At 70.7% G+C, this 20,302-nt stretch carries 18 protein-coding genes; 8 read left to right on the top strand and 10 right to left on the bottom strand.

The features are described 5' to 3' along the window. Positions 1 to 51: 51 nt before the first annotated feature. Together ACILSK_RS20450 and ACILSK_RS20445 are read right to left on the bottom strand one after the other, a co-directional pair. Positions 52 to 1,737, bottom strand: a complete 1,686-nt coding sequence (locus ACILSK_RS20450) for an L-lactate permease (RefSeq protein ID WP_395729032.1) — start codon at positions 1,735 to 1,737, stop codon at positions 52 to 54. A gap of 182 nt (positions 1,738 to 1,919) precedes the next feature. Next, positions 1,920 to 2,864 carry a LysR family transcriptional regulator gene (locus tag ACILSK_RS20445; RefSeq protein ID WP_395729031.1) on the bottom strand — a complete coding sequence of 315 codons (945 nt, stop codon included), beginning with the start codon at positions 2,862 to 2,864 and terminating at the stop codon, positions 1,920 to 1,922. A gap of 588 nt (positions 2,865 to 3,452) precedes the next feature. Here ACILSK_RS20445 and ACILSK_RS20440 point away from each other — a divergent pair. The 5 genes from ACILSK_RS20440 (at position 3,453) to ACILSK_RS20420 (ending at position 8,099) form a co-directional block, all read left to right on the top strand. Further along, a complete protein-coding gene (locus ACILSK_RS20440; protein ID WP_395729030.1) occupies positions 3,453 to 4,949 on the top strand; it encodes a CitMHS family transporter in 1,497 nt (498 codons plus the stop codon). A gap of 162 nt (positions 4,950 to 5,111) precedes the next feature. Further along, a complete protein-coding gene (locus ACILSK_RS20435) occupies positions 5,112 to 6,380 on the top strand; it encodes a CaiB/BaiF CoA transferase family protein (RefSeq protein ID WP_395729029.1) in 1,269 nt (422 codons plus the stop codon). 136 nt (positions 6,381 to 6,516) lie between these two features. Continuing rightward, positions 6,517 to 7,326 carry an HpcH/HpaI aldolase/citrate lyase family protein gene (locus ACILSK_RS20430; protein ID WP_395729028.1) on the top strand — a complete coding sequence of 270 codons (810 nt, stop codon included), beginning with the start codon at positions 6,517 to 6,519 and terminating at the stop codon, positions 7,324 to 7,326. Between the two features lie 129 nt (positions 7,327 to 7,455). After that, entirely contained in the window at positions 7,456 to 7,683 is a 228-nt protein-coding gene (locus tag ACILSK_RS20425; protein ID WP_395729027.1) for a CopG family transcriptional regulator, read from the top strand. After that, complete coding sequence (locus tag ACILSK_RS20420) at positions 7,680 to 8,099, top strand: PIN domain-containing protein (protein WP_395729026.1); 420 nt, start codon at positions 7,680 to 7,682, stop codon at positions 8,097 to 8,099. The genes ACILSK_RS20425 and ACILSK_RS20420 overlap by 4 nt, the downstream gene beginning before the upstream one ends. Before the next feature lie 18 nt (positions 8,100 to 8,117). On the opposite strand, the gene ACILSK_RS20415 is transcribed toward ACILSK_RS20420, so the two are convergent. Then, the gene (locus tag ACILSK_RS20415; RefSeq protein ID WP_395729025.1) at positions 8,118 to 8,801 is read right to left on the bottom strand and encodes a response regulator; all 684 of its coding nucleotides are present in this window, start codon (positions 8,799 to 8,801) and stop codon (positions 8,118 to 8,120) included. Next, on the bottom strand, positions 8,798 to 10,501 hold the full coding sequence (locus tag ACILSK_RS20410; RefSeq protein WP_395729024.1) for an ATP-binding protein: 1,704 nt from the start codon (positions 10,499 to 10,501) through the stop codon (positions 8,798 to 8,800). Before ACILSK_RS20410 ends, ACILSK_RS20415 begins: the two co-directional genes overlap by 4 nt. 171 nt (positions 10,502 to 10,672) lie before the next feature. On the opposite strand from ACILSK_RS20410, the gene ACILSK_RS20405 reads away from it, so the two are divergent. Together ACILSK_RS20405 and ACILSK_RS20400 are read left to right on the top strand one after the other, a co-directional pair. Then, positions 10,673 to 11,635, top strand: a complete 963-nt coding sequence (locus tag ACILSK_RS20405; RefSeq protein WP_395729023.1) for a Bug family tripartite tricarboxylate transporter substrate binding protein — start codon at positions 10,673 to 10,675, stop codon at positions 11,633 to 11,635. Positions 11,636 to 11,960: 325 nt separating this feature from the next. Beyond that, complete coding sequence (locus ACILSK_RS20400; protein WP_395729022.1) at positions 11,961 to 13,421, top strand: PLP-dependent aminotransferase family protein; 1,461 nt, start codon at positions 11,961 to 11,963, stop codon at positions 13,419 to 13,421. 63 nt (positions 13,422 to 13,484) lie between these two features. Here ACILSK_RS20400 and ACILSK_RS20395 read toward each other — a convergent pair whose 3' ends face one another. Continuing rightward, positions 13,485 to 13,919, bottom strand: coding sequence for a CBS domain-containing protein (locus tag ACILSK_RS20395; protein WP_395729021.1), 435 nt, complete (start codon positions 13,917 to 13,919; stop codon positions 13,485 to 13,487). Between the two features lie 417 nt (positions 13,920 to 14,336). On the opposite strand from ACILSK_RS20395, the gene ACILSK_RS20390 reads away from it, so the two are divergent. Further along, on the top strand, positions 14,337 to 15,248 hold the full coding sequence (locus ACILSK_RS20390) for a LysR family transcriptional regulator (protein ID WP_395729020.1): 912 nt from the start codon (positions 14,337 to 14,339) through the stop codon (positions 15,246 to 15,248). 172 nt (positions 15,249 to 15,420) lie between these two features. Here the strand turns inward: ACILSK_RS20390 and ACILSK_RS20385 are convergent, their stop codons facing one another. The 5 genes from ACILSK_RS20385 to ACILSK_RS20365 all read right to left on the bottom strand — a co-directional run bounded on the left by ACILSK_RS20385 (position 15,421) and on the right by ACILSK_RS20365 (position 20,300). Beyond that, a complete protein-coding gene (locus ACILSK_RS20385) occupies positions 15,421 to 16,245 on the bottom strand; it encodes an alpha/beta fold hydrolase (protein ID WP_395729019.1) in 825 nt (274 codons plus the stop codon). 166 nt (positions 16,246 to 16,411) lie between these two features. Beyond that, positions 16,412 to 17,101, bottom strand: coding sequence for a hypothetical protein (locus tag ACILSK_RS20380; protein WP_395729018.1), 690 nt, complete (start codon positions 17,099 to 17,101; stop codon positions 16,412 to 16,414). Next, complete coding sequence (locus ACILSK_RS20375; RefSeq protein WP_395729017.1) at positions 17,098 to 17,799, bottom strand: phage tail protein; 702 nt, start codon at positions 17,797 to 17,799, stop codon at positions 17,098 to 17,100. Before ACILSK_RS20375 ends, ACILSK_RS20380 begins: the two co-directional genes overlap by 4 nt. Before the next feature lie 88 nt (positions 17,800 to 17,887). Beyond that, positions 17,888 to 19,849, bottom strand: coding sequence for a putative baseplate assembly protein (locus ACILSK_RS20370; RefSeq protein ID WP_395729016.1), 1,962 nt, complete (start codon positions 19,847 to 19,849; stop codon positions 17,888 to 17,890). A gap of 1 nt (position 19,850) precedes the next feature. Continuing rightward, positions 19,851 to 20,300: a GPW/gp25 family protein gene (locus ACILSK_RS20365; RefSeq protein WP_395729015.1), complete on the bottom strand. Its 450-nt coding sequence runs from the start codon at positions 20,298 to 20,300 to the stop codon at positions 19,851 to 19,853. Positions 20,301 to 20,302: the final 2 nt, after the last annotated feature.

Here is a 20,302-nt window from a genome sequence, read left to right as displayed (position 1 = left end):
AACGGCGCCCGCCGGAGGGCATCCGGGGGCGCCGTTCGAGTGGCTGTCAGGTCAGCCGATCATCCAGGACAGGACGTTGCTCTGCAGGTAGACCAGGACGCACATGGCCAGCAGCAGGCCGACGCTCCACTTGAGCACCCGGCGCAGAATTTCCGATTCCTTGCCGAGCAGGCCGACGGCGGTGGCGGCGATGGTCAGGTTCTGCGGGCTGATCATCTTGCCGACGACGCCGCCGGAGGTGTTGGCGGCGACGAGCAGGGTCGGGTCCAGTCCGGCCTTCTCGGCGGCGGACTGCTGCAGGGTGGCGAACAGGGCGTTGGCGCTGGTGTCGGAGCCGGTGACGGCGGTGCCGACCCAGCCCAGGATCGGGGACAGGAAGGCGAAGAAGGCGCCGGTGCCGGCGGCCAGCCACTGGCCGATGGTGATGGTCTGGCCGGACATGTTCATCACGTAGGCCAGGCCCAGCACGCTGCCGACGGTCAGCAGGGCGTACCGCAGCTTGTAGATCGTCTTGCCGAATTCCTTGACGGCCAGGCTCGGCTTGATGCGGTAGGCGATCATCACGATGACGCCGGAGATGATCAGCAGGGTGCCGGCGTTGGACAGGTAGCCCAGGGTGTACTGGGTGGCGGTGGAGGGCTTGCCGGCCAGGGTCAGGATGTTGCCGTCGGAGCCGGGCCAGCCGAACTTCAGGTCGGTGCTGGCCAGCCAGTTCTTGAGCGGGGTGAACAGCTTGGCCAGGGAGAACACCACGATGACCACGATGTAGGGCAGGAACGCCATCACGGTGCGGCCGACGGTCATCTTCTCGGTGGAGACTGCGGTCGCGACGGGGCCGGTGCCGGCACCACCGGTGGGCTCGACGTGCTCCTCCTGGGCGGCCAGGGCCAGACGCTCGCGGGCCTCGACGGTGCCCTTGGGCTTCCAGAACTTGAGCATCACGACGACGGCGATCAGGGCGGCGAGCGAGGCGATGATGTCGGTGAGTTCGACGGAGATGTAGTTGGAGCTGATGAACTGGGCGATGGAGAACGCGATGCCGGAGACCAGGGCGATCGGCCAGGTCTGCTTGAGGCCGCGCTTGCCGTCGACGATCATGACCAGCAGCAGGGGGACGAACATGGCCAGGATGGGGGTCTGCCGGCCGACGACGGCGCCGATCTCGTGGTAGTCGATGCCGGTCAGGTTGCCGGCGGTGATGATCGGGATGCCGATGGCGCCGAATGCGACGGGGGCGGTGTTGGCCAGCAGCACGGTGGCCGCGGCCCGCATCGGGGAGAAGCCGAGCGAGACGAGCATGACGCCGGTGATGGCGACGGGGGCGCCGAACCCGGCGAGGGCCTCGAGCAGACCGCCGAAGCAGAAGGCGATGATGATGCCCTGGATGCGGGGGTCGTCGGAGATCCGGTTGAACGCGGTCCGCAGGTCCTCGAACCGGCCGCTGATCACGGTCAGCTCGTAGAGCCAGATCGCGGCCAGCACGATCCACATGATCGGGAACAACCCGTACAGGATGCCCTGCGAGGCGCCCAGCAGGGTCAGGTCGACCGGCATCCCGAACGCGAGGATCGCCACCAGGATCGATGCCGCCAACCCGGCGAGGGCGGCGAAGTGAGCCTTTGTCTTCAAGACTCCAAGGAAGATGAAGACCACGGCCAACGGGATGATCGAGACCATCGCCGTCAAGAACAGACTGTCGCCGACGGCAGTGACGTCGGGTGTGTACGGGGTCGACATTGATCCTCCACGTGGTGGGAAACTCTCGGTCGTGCGCTAGCGGCGTGACGGTGGGTGTGCGCATCCGGAGACCGATGCTCATGGTGTCCGGTGATCAGATTGCGGTCCACTTCAGATGCGCTGCCGCCCTATGCGTATTCCGCATTCCGGTCATGCAGCGGGTGGTGCCGGGTCCTCCCGTCCTAGGCCTCGCCGCCCGTGCGGAAGCCGCCCGCGTCGCCCGGCCCGGATCCAAGGCCGCTGACCAGGTGGTCGGACAGTCCGGCGGCAACATCTGCCAGCGTGGCCGCGGCGTGATGATCGGCCAGCCAGGACGCGAACAGCGGTGCCGTCATCCGGCCGGCGGCCGTCATGACCGGTACCGGGACCAGATCGAACGCAGGCTCCCCGCAGCCAACGGCCACCCCGCGTCCGGCGGCCGCGTTGGCCATCCCGACCGGCGGGCAGTCGTATTCCTCTGCAGTTCGGTAGACGAGCCCCGCGTGGGTGGTGGCCTCGTCGATGATGTGCCGGACGTGCCGCCGGCGGTCCGGCAGGATCAGCGCATGCCCGACGAGCTCGGTGAGTGTCACCGACCCGTTCGCGGCAAGATCGTGAGTAGCCGGAACGAACGCGTGCACGGTTCGCCGGGCGAGCACCGAGACCGCGAGGTGTCCGGGCGGGATGTCTTCGTCGACGACCAGGTCGGCGTTCCCGTCGAGCGATGCATAGACCTGTCCCGCCTCGGCCGACCGCACGGCGAGCGGCGGTAGGTCGCGGGACGCCGATGCGATGAAGGGTGCCAGTACGTCGTAGGCGGTCACGGCGGAGGCGGTGATCTGCACCGTCGTGATTGCGCCGCAGGCGATGTCGCCAGCGAAGGATTGCACGTCGGTGGCCGTCGCCAGCAGCGTCCGCGCTCGTGGCAGCAGCTCCCGGCCCGCCGAGGTCAGGACCAGCCGGCCGTCGACGGGCCGGAACAGCAGGAGACCGATCTCCCGCTCCAGCCGATGGAGCTGGCGGGACAGGGAAGGCTGACTGACATAAAGCTCCTGGGCCGCGGCGGTCACCGAACCGGCGTCGGCGACGGCGACGAAGCAGCGCAACAGCCGCAGGTCCACCGTGTGCTTGGGTCCGGTCGACCGCAAGGAACGACCGCGCGGAGCCTGGGGTCCCATGACCGCCTTCGGAATTGGGTGGGCCGGTGGTGCGGGCACCGTCGAGGTCGGCATGGGTGAGGTTCCGGCGGTCAAGGTCGGCACAGGTAGCCCTCCTACAGGCGGTGAACGTCGTTGTATCGGGCCGGCGGGGAGGTGCGACTTGCGAGTGGAGAGGGAAGGCTTTTGGTAAGACCAAGATATGTATTGACCATAGAGCACATGTGGAGGTGTGTCTAGAGCCCCCGGCGAATCGGCTGAGAAGGACCGCGGCCGCGGCGCCCGATCCCGTGGCCGGGCGACCGCGGACGGCCGGGCGGGGCCGGGCAGGCCGGAATGTACGAGAAATCCGATAAGTACGAGAAGTGCGCAATAGGCCGGCCGGGTGCCGGCCGGTGGTTGGTTCCTCGGCGGGGCGTCGTCGGCACCGGACACTCGCCCCAGCCCGTGCGCGCACCGCCGACCACAATGACCACAACGACGCCAAAGACGAATAGCCGCACTTGTTTTTACAAGCATCGACGCTCCGCTGAGCCCGCTTACGGTTTGTCTACCAGCGACTTTCCGAAGGGAGCACCGATGCTCATCGCCCTCGGCTGCGTGATGATCGCAGTTTTCATGTATTTGATTCTCAGCAAGAGAATCGTCCCGGTGATCGCACTGATTCTGGTGCCGATCACCATGGGCCTGGTGGCGAGCGGCCTCGGCATCGCCGAGGACGTCGAGGGCGGTGTCACCGGCGCCATCATGAAGGCGGTCAAGGACTTCGCGCCGACCGCGGCGCTGCTGTTCTTCGCCATCATCTACTTCGGCCTGATGATCGACGTGGGCCTGTTCGACCCGCTGATCCGCTTCATCCTGCGCGTCGTCGGCAACAGCCCGGTCAAGGTCGTCCTCGGCACCGCCCTGCTGGCCGGCGCGGTCTCCCTCGACGGCGACGGCTCCACCACGTTCATCATCACCGTCTCCGCGCTGCTGCCGATCTATCGCCGGCTCGGGATGAGCCCGGTCGTGCTCTGTGTGGTCGCCAACCTGGCCAACGGTGTGCTCAACATCGTGCCCTGGGGTGGACCCACGATCCGTGCCGCGACGGTGCTGAACGTCTCGCCCTCCGAGCTGTTCAACCCGATGGTCCCCGGCATGATCATGGGCATCATCACCGTCTTCGTGCTGGCCTACTTCCTGGGCCGCAGCGAGAAGAAGCGGCTGATCAAGTCGGGTCTGACGCTGGACACGGTCGCCGCGGAGCTCCGTGGTGGCAACGGTGGCGGCACCCGCACCGCGGTGCTGACCGGCCCCGGCGCCGGCGGCGCCGGAACCACCACCGGTGGCGACTTCCCGCCGGTCCCGCCGGCCAACCTGAACCTGTCCTCGATCGCCCGCTCCGAGCTGGGCGTCACCGATGACGGCGAGCACTCCGACATGGAGGACGGACTCGATCCGAACCGCGCGACGCTGCGGCCGAAGCTGATCTGGTTCAACCTGGCGCTGACCATCGGCCTGCTGGTGTGTCTGGGGCTGGACAAGCTGCCGCTGGCCCTGGTGTTCATGGTCGCCGCCGCGGTCGCCCTGGTCGTGAACTTCCCGAAGCAGAAGGACCAGGCCGATCGGATCACCGCGCACGCCACGTCCATCGTCTCGGTGGTCGCCATGGTGTTCGCCGCCGCCGTCCTGGTGGGTGTGCTGTCCGGCACCGGCATGGTGACCGCGATGGCCAACGGGATCGTCTCGGCCGTGCCGGAACCGCTCGGACCGTACTTCGCCGTCATCACCGCCATCCTGTCCATGCCGCTGACGTTCTTCCTGACCAACGACGCCTTCTACTTCGGCATCCTGCCGATCCTGTCCCAGGCCGCCGGTCACTACGGGATCTCGCCGGTCGAAATGGCCCAGGCCTCGATCATCGGCCAGCCGGTGCACATGACCAGCCCGCTGGTCCCGGCCATGTTGCTGCTCATCTCGCTGGCCCGGGTGCAGATGGCCGATCACCACAAGAAGGTCATCTGGCGGGCCGTGGTCTGCTCGCTGGTCATGCTCGCCACCGCCGTCGTCCTGGGCGTGATCCCGGTCGGCTGATCCGACCCGGACCGGCCCGGTCCGAACCTCGCACCGCCAGGCCCGGTCCTGGGCCCGACACCTCCACCGTCGGGTCGGGGACCGCTCCGGATCCCGCGCACCGACCCTGGGACAGTGCCGTCCCCCTTGCCTGACCGACCGCCGATCTCGACAAGGAGTGACATGACCGTCACGCACGAATCCACCGCCCACTCCGACATCCATGCCGCCATCACCGACGAGGACCCGCAGGAGAGCCGCCGCCAGCGGGGGCCGCTCGCCGGGTACCGCGTCATCGACGCCGCCACCGTCTACGCCGGCCCGCTGGCCGCCACCATGCTCGGCGACTTCGGGGCCGAGATCATCAAGGTCGAGCACCCGACGGGCGACTCGGCCCGCACCCACGGGTGGCGCAAGCAGGGCAAGGGCCTGTGGTGGAAGACGTTGGGCCGCAACAAGCGGACGGTCACCGCGAAGCTCTCCGACCCGGACGGGCGTGAGCTGTTCCTGGATCTGATCCGCACCGCGGACGTGCTGATCGAGAATTTCCGGCCCGGCGTGTTCGAGAAGTGGGACCTGTCCCCGCAGACGCTGCACGAGATCAACCCGGGCCTGGTCATCCTTCGGGTCACCGGCTTCGGGCAGGAGGGCCCGTACGCGCAGCGGCGGGCGTTCGGCACGCTGATCGAGGCGATGAGCGGCCTGGCGCACATGACCGGCCAGCCCGACGGGCCGCCGACCCTGCCGCCGTTCGGCCTGGCCGACGGGGTGTCCGCGCTGGCCGGCGCGTACGCGGTCACCATGGCCTTGCTGCACAAGGAGCGCGGTGGCGCTGGCCAGGTCATCGACCTGTCGCTGCTGGAGCCGCTGCTGCTGATCCTCGGCCCGTCGCCGTCGGTCTACGACCAGCTCGGCGAGGTACCCGGCCGGCACGGCAACCGGTCGCCGAACAACGCCCCCCGCAACACCTACCTGACGAAGGACGGCCGCTGGGTGGCCGTCTCGACCAGCTCGCTGTCGGTGGCGGAGCGGGTGCTGACCCTGGTCGGCCACCCCGAGGTGATCACCGAGCCGTGGTTCACATCGGCCGGTGAGCGGGTCGAGCACGCCGACGAACTCGACGGCTACGTGGCCTCCTGGATCGCCGCCCGCGACGAGGCCGAGGTGGTCGCCGAGTTCAACCGGGTCGGTGCCGCGCTCGCCCCGGTGTACACGGTGCACGACCTGATGAACGACCCGCACGTGATCGAGCGGGACATCGTCACCACGGTCGACGACGAGGATTTCGGCCGAATGAAGATGCAGAACGTGATGTTCCGGATGTCCGCGACGCCCGGCGGGATCGACTGGACCGGAAGGGATCTCGGGGCCGACAACGAGGAGGTCTACGTCAAGGAGCTGGGCCACGACCTGGATCGGATCCGGACGCTGCGCGACGCGGGTGTGCTGTGACGGCGGGCCGGCCGGCGCCCGCCGCGGGCCCGATCCCCGAGGACCATCCGGCCGCCCGCCGCAGCCCGATGCACCCCGGGCCGCACGGTTCCGTCCGGTTTCCGGCCCCGACCACTCCGATCCCGAAGGTGCGACCATGAGCGGCCCGACCAGCTACCTCTTCGTGCCCGGCCACCGGCCGGACCTGATCGCCAAGTCCCGCCGGTCCGGCGCCGGTGCCGTCGTCATCGACCTGGAGGATGCCGTGGCACCGGCCGACCGGCCGGCCGCCCGGCGCGCGGTCCGCGCCGCATTGACCGCGGAACCCGTTCCGGGTCAACAACTATGGGTCCGGATCAACGCCCCGGGCAGCGCCGACGCGGAGGCCGACCTGGCCGCGATCGGCGACCTGCTCACCCACGCCCGGGTGCCCAAGGTCGACGACCCCGGGCAGCTGGACTGGGTTGCCGCCCGGGCGTCCCGGCTCACCGCCACCCTGCCCGCCATCGAATCGGCCACCGGGTTGCTCGCCGCGCCGGCCGTCGCCGCCCACCCGCTGGTCGTCCGGCTGGGCCTGGGCGGCGTCGATCTGGCCAACGATCTGGGCTGCGACGGCAGCGCGGCGGCCCTGGCCTATCCGCGGTCGGTGCTGGTCGTCGCGTCCCGGGCGGCCGGCCTGCCCGGCCCGGTGAACAGCGTGTTCGCCCAGCTGGACGACCCGGACGGTTTGCTCACCCACGCCCGCGCGGCCCGCGCCATCGGGTTCGGCGCCCAATCGGCGCTCACCCCGCGGCAGCTGCCGGCGATCCACCAGGTGTTCGGCCTCGCCGCGGACCGCCTGATCTGGGCCCGCGAGGTGCTCGGCGCGTTCGAGGCGGCGGGCGGCGCGGCCTGCCGAACCCCCTCCGGCGAGTTCGTGGACCTGCCGATCGCCCAGGAGGCGCAGCGCATCCTCGCCGCCGTCTGAACGCGGTTGAACATGAACGACACGCCCTCGTTCCTCGCGATGAGGGCGTGTCGTTCATGATCAACCGGGTCGGCGCGCGCTCGGCCGGAGGTCGTGGGATCCAGTCGTACCAGAAGTAGGATTGAGGGCATGACGGCGGCCGGATTTGAGAAGCACTCCGTATCGTTGCCCGCGGAAATGTCCGAGCGGGTTCGTTCCCGGGTCGGAACGCGGGGCTTTTCGGCCTACGTCGCGCAGGCGGTGGCTCGGCAGTTGGAGCGCGATGCGCTCGATGACGTGTTGGCCCGGATGGAGAGCGAACACGGGCCGGTCGACGAGCACGAGGTCCTGGCGATCATGCGGAGGCTGGCCGGATGATCGTCCGGCCGCATTCCTTCCTGCTCGATGCGGAGGCGCTGTCGGCCCTGGCCGTCGCCGACCGGAGAATGCAAGCGTGGGCAACTGTCGCTCGCCGCAGCGGGTCCAGCTTGCATGCGTCAACTCTCACGCTGGCCGAGGTGACCGATGGCCGGGGCCGGGATGCGGCGGTGCACCGAGTGGCCAAGGCGCTGCGGCTGGTCGAGGTGACCGAGCAGATCGGCTTCGCTGCCGGCCGGCTCCGGGCGGCGGCCGCGACGGCCCGGCGCAAACCCCGTGATCTCACCGTCGACGCGGTGGTGGCGGCGACGGCCCTCGTCCTGACGTCGCCGGTCGTCGTGTTGACCTCGGATCCACGGGATCTGCGCCTGCTCCTTTCCGAGACGACGGTCCGGGTGGAGGTTATCGAGCCGTAGGCGCGGGGCCCGGCCTACTCAGACCAGCCGGTAGAGCCGCTCCGGCCGGCCCGTCTTGCCGTACTTGAGCCGCACCTGCGCCACCCCCGTCTGATCCAGATACTCCAGATACCGGCGCGCGCTGACCCGCGAAATGCCCACCCGCTCGGCGCATTCCGTCGCCGACAGGGCCTCGTCGGCGCTCAGCGCCCGGCGCACCAGGTCGGCGGTTTCCCGGCTCAGCCCCTTCGGCAGGTCGGGCCGCCGGCCCGGCCCGCTGCCGACGCCGAACAACCGGTCGATGTCGCTCTGGTCGACCTGCGGGGTGTCGAGCACCGCCCGCGCCTTGCGGAAGTGGTCGAGCCGCTGCGCCAACGCCGTGTACTCGAACGGCTTCACCAGGTAGGACATGGCCCCGCCCTGCCAGGCGTCGCGCACGGAATCCAGTTCCCGTTCCGCCGTGACGACGATGACGTCCACCTCCGGGTGGTCCTGCCGGGCGATCCGCAGCACCTCCAGGCCGCTCATGTCCGGCAGGTGCACGTCGAGCAGCATCAGGTCGGGATTCAGCTCGGCCAGCTTGGCCAGCGCGTCGATCCCGGTGTGCGCGACGCCGGCGACCCGGAACCCGTCCTGCGTCTGCAGGAACCGGCTGTGGATGCGGGCCACCATGAAGTCGTCGTCGACCACCAGGACCCCGAATTCCGGCTGCGCCGCCGTCATGCCCGCTCCCGTTCCCGGGCGCCCGCATCGGCGCCCGTGGTGCCGTCCGGATCCGCGCGGTCCTCGACCGGCACCCGGCCCAGCACCGCGGTGAAGACGGCGCCGACCGCCGGGACGGAATCCTGACCACTGTGTACCCCGACCCAGCCACCGCGGCGCAGGCAGACCATCCGCACCAGGGACAGCCCGACCCCGCGGCCGCCGGCCACCGTCGACGACTTGGTCGAGAACCCGCGCGCGAACACCAGATCGCCGGTGCCCTCGGGAACGCCGGGGCCGCTGTCGGACACCACGACGCGCACCGCCGACTCGTCGGAGACGATCTCCACCGTGACCGCGGCGTCGACCGAGTTGGCGACGGCGTCCAGGGCGTTGTCCACCAGGTTCCCCAGGACCGTCCCGACGTCGGTGGACAGCTCGGAATCCAGCCGCGCGCAGCGCGACTCGGGGGACAGCTGGAGCTCCACCCTTGACTCGGCGGCCAGGCTGGCCTTGGCGATGAGCAGCGAGGCCACGGCCGGGTCCTTGATCAGCTCACTGATGGTGGTGTCCATCCGGGCCCGTCGAGCGGTGATGGTCGACAGGTACTCGCGCAACTCGTCGTACTCGCCCAGTTGGGCCAGCCCCGAGATGATGTGCAACTGGTTGTCGAATTCATGGGTCTGCGCGCGCAGCGTTTCGCCGACGCTGCGGGTCGCGCCGAGCTGGCGTTGCAGCGCGATCAGGTCGGATCGGTCGCGCAGCGTGGTGACGGTGCCGATGTCCTCACCCTTCCGGCCCTCCCGGCCGGGGGTGCGGGCGGTCCGCCGGTTGGCGACCAGCACCCGGTCCCGGTGCAGCACGACGACGTCGGCGCCGTCGGCCCGGCCGCACAGCACGTCGGCGACGTCCGGTTCCAACCCCAGTTCGTCCACCGGCCGGCCCACGCAGTCCCCGGGCAGATCGAGCAGGTCCCGCGCGCCGTCGTTGGCGATGGTCACCCGGCCGGCCGGATCGACGCCGACGACGCCCTCCCGGATGGAGTGCAGCAGCGCCTCCCGCTGATCGGTGAGCGTGGCGATCTCGGCCGGCTCGAGCCCGCGGGTCTGCTTCTTGATCCGCCGGGCCAGCAGCCAGGACCCGGTGAGCCCGGCCAGCGAGGCCAGTCCGAGCAGCAGCGCGACTTCCGGAACGTCGGAGGCCAGCGTGGTGACCGCGCTCGGGTACTCCTCACCGACGACGGCCAGCCCCACCAGCGACGGGTCGACGGCGCCGCCGGTGGGGCTGGTGAACACCGGCGTGCTCGCCGCGATGAGGTCGTTGCCGGCCAGGGTGAGGTCGCCGTCCCAGGCCCGGCCGTCCCAGGCCCGTTCGTCCGACACCACCAGTTCGCGGCCGATCAGGGTCGGGTCGGTCGCAGCGATGATGGTCCGACCCGCGTCGGCGATGACGACGATCGATGTGCCCGACTGGATGCGCGTGGACTCGACGATCGGCGCCAGATCGGCCGCTGCCGTCGCCGCGTCGATACGTTCGCGGACCGCGGGATTGGCGGCCAGGCTCTCGGCGGCCCCGAGGATGCGGTCGGCCGCGTTCGCCCGGAACTGGGCCTGCGACTGCCGCGCCGACACCACCGCGGCCACGATCAGCACCAGCGCCACCACGACCAGCTGCAGCACCAGGAACTTCCCGGCCAGCGTCCGCGGCAGCCAGCGTCGCATCAGGCGAGCCTCCCTGCTCGATCGTCTCCGGGCACGTCAAACCCTAGGACGTTCGGTGGCCGGCGCGGCGGCGACCACAACGACCAATAGGTCCGTTGCGACCGCAACCACTCGTCCGCCGGGGTGGGTCGTGCCAGGCTGACGGGCGGGAGGCGCACCGTGGGCAGGTCGATGCGGGTGTTGGCGTGGGTGCTGGGCTGCCTGTTGCTGACGACCGGGTGCACGGTGGACGGGTCGGGCGGCGGGGTCGACCGGTTCCGGATGATGGTGCCGAACGTGCCCGGCGGTGGTTACGACGTGACGGCCCGCACGGCGGTGTCGATCGCCGAACGGGCCGGCCTGCTGGACGACCGGGTCGCGGTCTTCAACCTGGCCGGTGACCAGGGGGTGATCGCGCTGTCCAGGCTGCTCGACGAGTCCGGCAACGGACGGCTGGCGATGATGATGGGGCTGGGTGTGGTCGGCGCGACGATCGCCAGCGGCAGTGGCCACCGGGTCACCGACGGGACGCCGATCGCCCGGCTGCTCCAGGAGCCGGAGGCGGTCCTGGTACCGGCCGATTCCCCGCTCCGCGATATCGAGGACGTGGTTCGATCGTGGCGGGCCGATCCGGGCGGGCTCGGCCTGGGCGGCGGTTCGGCGGTCGGCGGGCCCGATCATCTGATGACGATGCAACTCGCGCAGGCGATCGGCATCGACCCGCACCTGGTGCGCTATGGCACCTTCGACGGTGGCGGGGCACTGCTGCCCGCCCTGCTCGACGCCCGCATCGACGTCGCCGTCTCCAGCCTGGTGGAGTACGCCGAGCAGATCCGCTCCGGCCAGTTGCGGGTGCTGGCCGTGTCCGGACCGGAGCGGGTGCCCTGGGTGGAGGCGCCGACGCTGACCGAGTCCGGCATCGAGGTGATCTTCACCAACTGGCGTGGCGTGATCGCCCCGCCGGGCATCTCCGACGCCGACCGGGAGCGGCTGGTCCGGCTGTTCCACGATCTGGAGCAGACCCCGGAATGGCGCGACGCGCTGACCGAGAACAGCTGGACCGCCGCATTTCTGGACGGCGATGCGTTCGCGGCGTTCCTGCAGTCCGAGGACGAGCGGGTGCGCGACGCGCTCGCCGAGCTGGGCCTGGGCTGACCGCTCCTTCCGGACGGGCCGGCTCCGCTCCTGATCGCCGCCGGGTCGGACAGGCCAGTTACGTCCAACTGGACCGATCTCGCGCCGCCAGTAGGTCGTTGCCTGCGCGGGTCGCATCACGATCCTCGAGAGCATAGAGATCGCGCGGATTCCAGTAGCTTTCGGCGCCGTTCCGGCGAGCGGCGCGGCGTTGGGACCAGCGGTGCAGGAGCGATTTCCTTGTCATGCCTGCCAATCTGCGCGCAACTGGCTATCCATACCAGGTCCAGCTGGGCAATACTGGACCGATGAGCAAGGCTTGCCGATCGAATCAGTCCGAGACCCGATGACCGCACCCATCGTCTCGGCGACCCGGCTCACCCGCGATCTCGCGCAGTGGCGCGACCCGGGCCAGCGGCCCCGGCCGGCCTTCCGGGCCCTGGCCGAACGCATCAGCGTGCTCGCCCAGGACGGCCGGTTGCCGGTCGGCGTCGCGCTGCCGGGCGAACGCGACCTGGCGGCCGCCCTGGACGTCAGCCGCACCACGGTGGCCGCCGCCTACTCGATGCTGCGCGAGCGGGGGTACCTGGCCTCCCGCCCGGGCGCGCGGAGCACCGTCGCGTTGCCCGATGACGTGCTGGGTGGTGCGGTCGGCTCCCGGTTCGGTCCGGTGGGCGAGACCGCGAGCGGCATCGTCGACCTGTCGTACGCCGCGCCGGTCGCGCTGCCGGCCGTCGGCGAGGCGTACCGGGAGGCGCTCGTCCTGTTGCCGCAGTACCTGGCCGGGCACGGGCTCGGCGTCGTCGGGGTGCCGCGGCTGCGGCAGGCGATCGCCGACCGGTACACCGCGCGGGGCGTGCCGACCCGGCCCGAGCAGATTCTGGTCACTCATGGGGCCCAGCAGGCGATGACCCTGGTGATCGACCTGTTCACCGCTCCGGGCGACCGGGTGCTCGTCGAACACCCGACCTACCCGCACACCATCGAGGCGATCACCGCGGCCGGCGGGCGGGTCGCGCCGGTGCCGTTGATCACGGACAGCGGCTCGGCCGGCTGGGACCTGGACGGCCTCCGGGCGGCCGTGCGCCAACTCGCACCGAGCCTGGCCTACCTGCTGGTGGACCACCACAACCCGACCGGGCTGGCCCTGGACGAGCCCGGGCGCCGGGCGATCACCGCACTTGGCCGGTCGGCGCGAATGACCGTGGTGGTGGACGAATCCCTGACCGAGCTGGCCCTGGACGCCCCGCTGCCGCCTCCGATGGCCGCATTCGGCCCGGTGATCAGCATCGGCAGCGCCTCGAAGCCGCTCTGGGGCGGGCTGCGGATCGGCTGGGTCCGGGCCGACGAAGCGACGATCGTGCGGTTGGCCACCGCCCGCGCGCCACGAGATCTGGGCGCCCCGCCGCTGGAACAACTCGTCACCGCCCTGCTGCTGGCCGAGATCGAGGACCTCGCCGAGCAACGCCGGGCCCAGCTGCGCATTCAACGGGCCGCGCTGATCGCGGCGCTCGCCGAGCAGTTGCCGCAATGGCGGTGGGTGCCCGGGCCGGGCGGCCTCTCGTTATGGACGCAGATGCCGCTGCCGGTGTCCTCCCGGCTGGCCGCGGCGGCCGCCGGACATGGCGTCACGCTGACCGCCGGCCCCCGGTTCGGCGTCAACGGGGCCTTCGAGCATTGGGTCCGGCTGCCGTACGTGCACGAGCCCGATCGCCTCCGGCAGGCGGTGTCCGGTCTGGCGGCGGCCTACCGGGCGGTGACCGCCGGGGCCGGCACCGGCCTGCGCGAGCCCGCCGTCATGGTCTGATCCCGCTGGGCCCGGACCGGCGCGCCGCCCGTCGGATGAGCACCACGGATCAACCGGACGGGATCAGCCCGACGAGGAGATGTAGTCGATCAGCTGATCGTGCTCGGTCTGCAGTTCGTCGACCCGGAGCTTGACGACGTCGCCGATGGAGACGATCCCGGCGAGTCGCCCGCCAATCGTCACCGGCATGTGCCGGAATCGCTTGTCCGTCATGGTGATCGCCAGCCGACGCAACTCGTCGTCGGGCGTGCAGGTGACCACGTCGGTGGTCATGAACTGCCGGATGGGTGCGGTCAGCAGCGCGGTCCCCAACGTCGCCAGCGCGCCGACGACGTCCCGCTCGCTCAGAATGCCGCCGACCGTCACGCCGTCCGCGCTCACCACCACCGCGCCGATCCGCCGGCCGTGCATCATCTCGACCGCCTCGGCGATGCTCGCGTCGGGGTCGATGGTGGCGACCGCGGTGCCCTTCCGGTCCAGGATGTCCTTCACCCGCATGTGCGCTCCCACGAATCTCGGTTTCATCGGCGGCGGTGTCATCGAGAAATTCTGATGAGACCGCCGAGCGTAGTCGGTCGGCCCGAAGAATCGAGTGATCCGGCGGCAATTCAACAATTCCCGTTGCCGCCGGGCGGCAATGCCGCACAGTGCACCGCAGAATTCAACAGATGTCGACAGGAGCCGATACTCGACGGAAGACCGACGTGTTTCCGGTGACAACATCGGCCGTCGCCCCGGGCATTTGCCCCGGTGGTGATCCACGGGTCGATGAATCGCCGGGCGCCGGTTGACCCGTTACGACTAGCCCAGTGCCGGTCTGCGGGGCCGGTCCGATCGGATGTGTGGCGGCCCGTGCCGGGCCGCCGGGCCGCCACCCCGCGCCCGGCGATGGGCGCGATCCGTCATCCTGGTCCGATGGACCTGCGCAGCCTGGAGTACTTCGTCGCGGTGGCCGAGGAGCTCTCGTTCACCCGGGCCGCCCAGCGCTGCGACGTGACCCAGCCGACCATCAGCGGGCAGGTGCAGGCACTCGAACGAGAGGTCGGCGAGTCACTGTTCGACCGGTCGTCCCGCGGCATCGCGCTGACCGACGGCGGGCGGACGTTACTGCCTTACGCCCGCCGCTGCCTGGCCGCCGTCGAGGATGCCAAGGCCGAGTTTTCCGCCCGGGCCGGACTGCTGCGCGGCGCGCTGCACATCGGGACCGGCGGTGGGATCGAGCACACCACGGTGCCCACGCTGCTGGGCCGGATGCGGCATCGCCATCCGGGCATCGAGGTCCATGTCACCGAGGCGACCAGCGCGCCGCTGGTGGAGATGGTGCTGCAAGGGCGGCTCAACGCGGCCGTGATCGCACGGCCGGCAGAGCCGTTGCCGGCGGCGATCACCGCCTCGACGATGTTCAGCGACCGGCTCGTGGCGGTGTTCGACCCGGCCGTGGTGGAGCTGGCCGGTGATCCGGTTCCGCTGCAGGCGCTCACGGGCGAATCGATCATCAGCTATCCGCGCACCAGTGCCCTGCGGTCCCGGCTGGAGGACGTGGCGGCCGGTATCGGCGTGGCGGTCACGGTGAACTACGTCGCCAACGACGTCCGGCTGCAGGTCGCCTTCGCCCGAGAAGGGGTCGGCGTCGCGATCTGCGCCGGCTCGGACCCGGCGCTCGCGGACCTCGCGGGGTTGACCGTCCGGCCGATCTCGCCGCCGGTCGACTTCGACAAGATCCTGATCTGGCGCCACGACATCACGCCGTGCGCGCCGCTGCGGGCGTTCCTGCAGCTGTGGTGGGACTTCCGGGCCCGCGACGAGAGGGTCGAGAAGACCGCCTGACGCCGGCGTGCGGTGCCGGTGCCGGGTGTTCGTTGCGCGCCGCCGGCCGTCCCACGGATCGCCGGTCTGATCGCCCGCCCGGGTCGGCACCGACTTGCCACCCTCCGCCCACTTGATCGGCTCCGCAGGGCAGAAGACGGCAAGTCGGTCCGACCCGAGGACCGGGCCAGGTTCAGGACCGGATGAACTCCAGCAGGTCGGCGTTGATCACGTCGGCGTGCGTGGTCGGCATGCCGTGCGGGTAGCCGGGGTAGGACTTGAGCGTCCCGTTGGGCAGCAGCTGCGCCGAGAGCGGGCCGGAGTCGGCGTAGGGCACCACCTGGTCGTCCTCGCCGTGCATGACCAGGACCGGGATCTGCACGGCCCGCAGGTCATCGGTGAAGTCGGTCTGCGAGAAGGCGACTACGCCGTCGTAGTGCGCCTTGGCCCCGCCCGACATGCCCTGCCGCCACCAGTTGGCGATGATGCCGGGATCCGGTTCGACGCCGTCCCGGTTATAGCCGTAGAACGGGCCCGACGGGAACGACCAGAACAGCGACGCCCGGTTCGTGGCGACCTGCTCCTGCAGCCCATCGAAGAACGACTTCGGCAGGCCGCCCGGGTTGCTCTCGGTCTGCACCATGATCGGCGGCACCGCCGAGATCAGCACGGCCTTGGCCGCACGGTCGACACCGTGCCGGGCCAAGTAATGGATGACCTCCCCGCCGCCGGTCGAGTGACCGACGTGCACGGCGTCGCGCAGGTCCAGGTGGTTCACCACGGCGGCGAGATCGTCGGCGTAGTGATCCATGTCGTGCCCGTCGGCGACCTGCTCGGAGCGGCCGTGGCCGCGCCGGTCGTGGGCGACGACCCGGAATCCGTGGCGCAGGAAGAACATCAGCTGGGAATCCCAGTCGTCCGACGACAGCGGCCAGCCGTGGCTGAAGACGATCGGCTGGCCCGATCCCCAATCCTTGTAGTAGATCTCGACGCCGTCGCCGGTCACGATCGTTGGCATGTGCGCTCCTTGAACAGTCCCGGCGGGCGGGTCGCGACCGCCGGGGGCGATGTGGTCATCGGCAGCGTAGGACGGGCCCGCACGCCCCCGCCGACGTGGTCGATCGGCCTGCCTGATGAGGTCATCGACGCGGCCTATCACCGCCGGTCCGGGACCCGTGCGGGCGTTACTGCAGCACGATCAGCAGGACGATCAGCGTGATCGCGATGACGGCCATCACGACCGCGACGACCCACCACCAGTCGAAGCCGGGTGCCGGTGCGGGTGGAGGTGCCGGTTCCGGTGGCGGCGCGAACATGATGAGCGGTTCGGGGGCCGGCTCCGGCTCGGGAATGTCAACCGGGTGCAGGGACAGCGCACAGCGCACACAGATCTCCGCCGTCGGAGCGTTCGGCTCCTCGCAGTGGGGGCAGATCAGCGAGGCGGTCGCGGCCCGGCCGACGGTGCCGGGCAGCCGGCGCAATGACGCCCCGGTCTCCTGGCCCTCGGGGGTGATCACGGTGCCCTTGGCCCAGAACAGCGGGAAGTCGCAGTTGCGGCAGAAGTCGTCGGCCGACCGCCGGGCCATGTTGACGGTGGCCAACTGGCCGCATTCCGGGCAGGTGACCACGTCGGTCGCGGCGGCGGTGCGCTGGTCGGGCAGGGCCGCCGTCAGTGGCGGCTGGTAGGTCGGCGGCCGGTAACCGCGGCTCACCGGCGGCGGTTCGTCGGCGTCGACCACCAGCGGCCCGGTCTCGGGCGCTGCCGGCGGCGGCGGCGCCGGTGCGGCCTGCCTCGATTGCGCCGACATGGCCGCCAGGATCCTGGTGACGTCCGGGTCGTCCGAGGTGATGCCGGACACCGGTTCACTGGTCATCGATCGTCCTCCACCGTCGACAGGGCGCGTCGCCCGCCCACCCACAGTTCCACCCGTACGTGCGCGGGCACCTCGTCGCGCAGCAACGCGACGAACTCCCGGTCGGTCAGATGTCCGGTGCCGTCGACCTCCACGCGTACCCAGGCGACATCGTTCGGCGCCTCGCCCTCGCGCCAGATCCCGCCGCCGTCGTCGATCGTCGCCGGCCCACCGGACAGCATCTGCACGAACTCACGCAGCCCGTCCGCGGTGCCGCGACGGGACAGCGAGCGCGCCGACGAGCGCACGATGAGCCGTTGCAGGTCGACGGGGAGCGACGTGTCGACCGAATCCACGCCGATCCAGCCGGCCAGCGCCTCGAGCATCGGTACCGGCGTGACCGTGACGTCGGCGACGTGTTCGACCATGTCCGCGTCGTCCAGCAGGGTGGACGCCAGCTCCTGGAAGATGCCGACGAACCGCACGAAGAAGTCGTGTTGCGCCATGCCGACCGGCAGTTGGTCGACCAGCCACCGCGGGTGCCGGGCGGGCCGGCTCACGCGCATGCCCCGGCGGACCGGCACCCCGACCCCGGCCACACCGGCCACCGGATGGTGGGCGGACACCGCGACTGCGGTGCTCGGCGCGTCGGCCGGTGGGGCCCCCGGTAGCGGGGAGGCGCGGTCGCCGGGACCGGGGTCCGGGCCGGGAGCCGTCATCGGACCGGCCACCCGGGCCACCCCGCCGGCGCGGTCGCCCCGGCGCCACCGCCCCGCGGGCGGCGATCGTTCGATCGGCCGGACCGGCTCATCGCACGACGACCCGGTGGTTGCCGGACAGGAACAGCGAATGCCGGTCCAGCCGGATGACATCTCGCCCGGCCCCGATGCGTTGTCGGGTGCGCAGGTCGAACTCGTACAGCTGCACCTCGTCGACCCGATCCACGCCCTCCACGGTCTCCAGCAGCTGGGCGATGGCGGCGGCGTTCAGGTCGACGTCGAAGAGCCAGCCCGCGCCGTCCGCGCCGCCGGTGAGCGGGTTGATGTACCGGGTCAGCTCGTCGACCGCTCGCTGCCGGACCAGCGCGAGCGGCCGGCCGGGCGGTGCGTGAACCAGCGCCGCCACCGAGACGCCCTGGTAGTAGGGCGTGCCCACCTCGACGGCGGTGCCGACGATGCGGTGCCGGTCCAGATGCTCGGTGATCCGCCGCATCAGCGGCGCGGCCAGCGCGTAGTCGTCGAGCTGCTGGGACTTCGGATCGGTCCGGACGGCCGGTACGACCAGCAACCGGACCGGCCCGCGGCCGGTGGCGGAGGGCAGGCATCGGGCCCGGGCCACCTCGACCGAGGACTCGAGGGTCAGGCGCTCGAAATCGCCCGCGGTGACGGCTCGTTGACCGGTGCGCAGGGTCAGTGGGCCACGTAACTTGGCCTCCGCGACCGTTTCCGCATCGACGCCGCCGGTGGCCGCGCGGAGGTTGACGCAGCCGGAGATGAACGGCACGGACGTGCGCATCGCGGTCAGCGTGCGGGACCCGACGTTGCCGGCCGCTCCGCCGCCGAACCGGTAGCCGGTGACGGCGATCTCGGACCCGTCACGCGGGATCATGCCGTGCTGGCGGACCGACCCGTCGGCGTACCGGATGCGCGGGCCGAACCGGACCTCACCGGATGCCGAGTCCCAGACGAAGTGCCGATCGGCCGGACCGGACCGGGAGAAATCCTCCACCTCGGTCCATTCCGACGAGCCGTCGGGGCCCGACACGCGGACCGTCTCGCCGCTGCGCCGCGGCAGGATCGGCGGGAAACTCACCCGGAACTCCTGCCCCGGGCTGCCGTCCGACCGGCCGAGGACCTCCGCCGGTGACGGCGAGGCGTGTTCGGCCAGCACCGTGGCGCCGATCGTGGCGGCGCGCACGTCGTCGATCCTGGGCGCCGCCTGGTACATGGGCTGCCCGGCCCGCGGGGCGGTCAGCCGGACCCGCAGCCAGAAGGCGCTGGTCTCGCCCAGGGTCAACGACTGGTGTTCGTTCGGCACCATCAGCACGATCTCGCCGGACCGGTTCAGGCCGCCGGTGGTGTCGGTGAACACGTCGGTGCCGATCCAGGCCTCCCCGTTCCATACCTCCCAGGCCAGCGGCGGTCGCAGCGGATCGACCCCGATGCCCTGCGCCACCGCCGAGACCGAGAGCCGAAGCGCAACCCCGGCCAGCGATCTGGTGAAGCCCAGCAGCATCGCGTCACCGGGCAGCAGGGCACCGGCCGCGTCGACCGTGCTGAAGCAGGTGACGGACGAGCCCTCGTACCGCAGGTCGTCGATCACGTCGGTGAGCCGTTCGCCGCGGGCGTCGGTGGTCATCGCGGCGACGAGCTCGGGCGGCCGGATGTCGAGCCGGTCGACGGTGGTGAAGACGACCGCGCGATCGGTGACCGTCTCCCGGGCGGTCGTCACCTGGGTCCCCGCCGGCACCGTCGTCACGGTGTCCTGCGGTGCGGACAACCAGAAGGTCACGTCCGCCCGGGCGACCGAGGGTGGGAACGGCTCGATCCCCACCAGGTTCAGGAAATGCACGTACAACCGGTCGGGAACCTGGTTGACGCGGTAGAGCACCATCTCGCTCATCCAGGCGAACAGTTCGATCAAGGCCACGCCCGGGTCGGACAGGTTGTGGTTCGTCCACTCCGGGGTATAGCGCGGGATCAGGCGCTTGGCCTCGTCCACAATGTCCTGGAAGGTGCGGTCGTCCAGATTCGGTGTCGGTAGCGCCATCTCACCCCTCCTCGTGCGGGATCACGTAGAACGGGAACACCAGGTTACGCCGGTCGTTGGTGGCTCTGATCCGGTATCCGATGGTGATGGTGACCAGCGCGGCGTCCCGCGGGTCGGGCACCGGGTCGACCCGTTCCACCTCCACCCGCGGCTCCCACTGCACCAACGCGTCCCGGACCGCCTGCGCCATCAGCCCGAGCACGTTCGCGGTCACCGGTTCGAACAGCAGATCCCAGATGCGACAACCGAACTGGGCTCGCATCACGCGTTCACCCGGCGCGGTGGTCAGGACCACCCGCATGGCCGCCTCCAGGTCGTCGGCGCCCTCGGTGAGCCGGATCGAGCCGGTGTGGTCGACCTGCAGCGGCCAGAAGAAGCCGCGCCCGATGAACGACGCCTCGGGGTGGGCCGGGTCCCGCGAGACCGCTCCGGCCGGCACGATGTCAGACATTG

The organism is Nakamurella sp., assembly GCF_044224575.1.
Taxonomy (GTDB): Bacteria; Actinomycetota; Actinomycetes; order Mycobacteriales; family Nakamurellaceae; genus Nakamurella.
The sequence above is the reverse complement of the archived record's forward strand: the minus strand, read 5'-3'. Positions and strand labels throughout refer to the sequence as shown.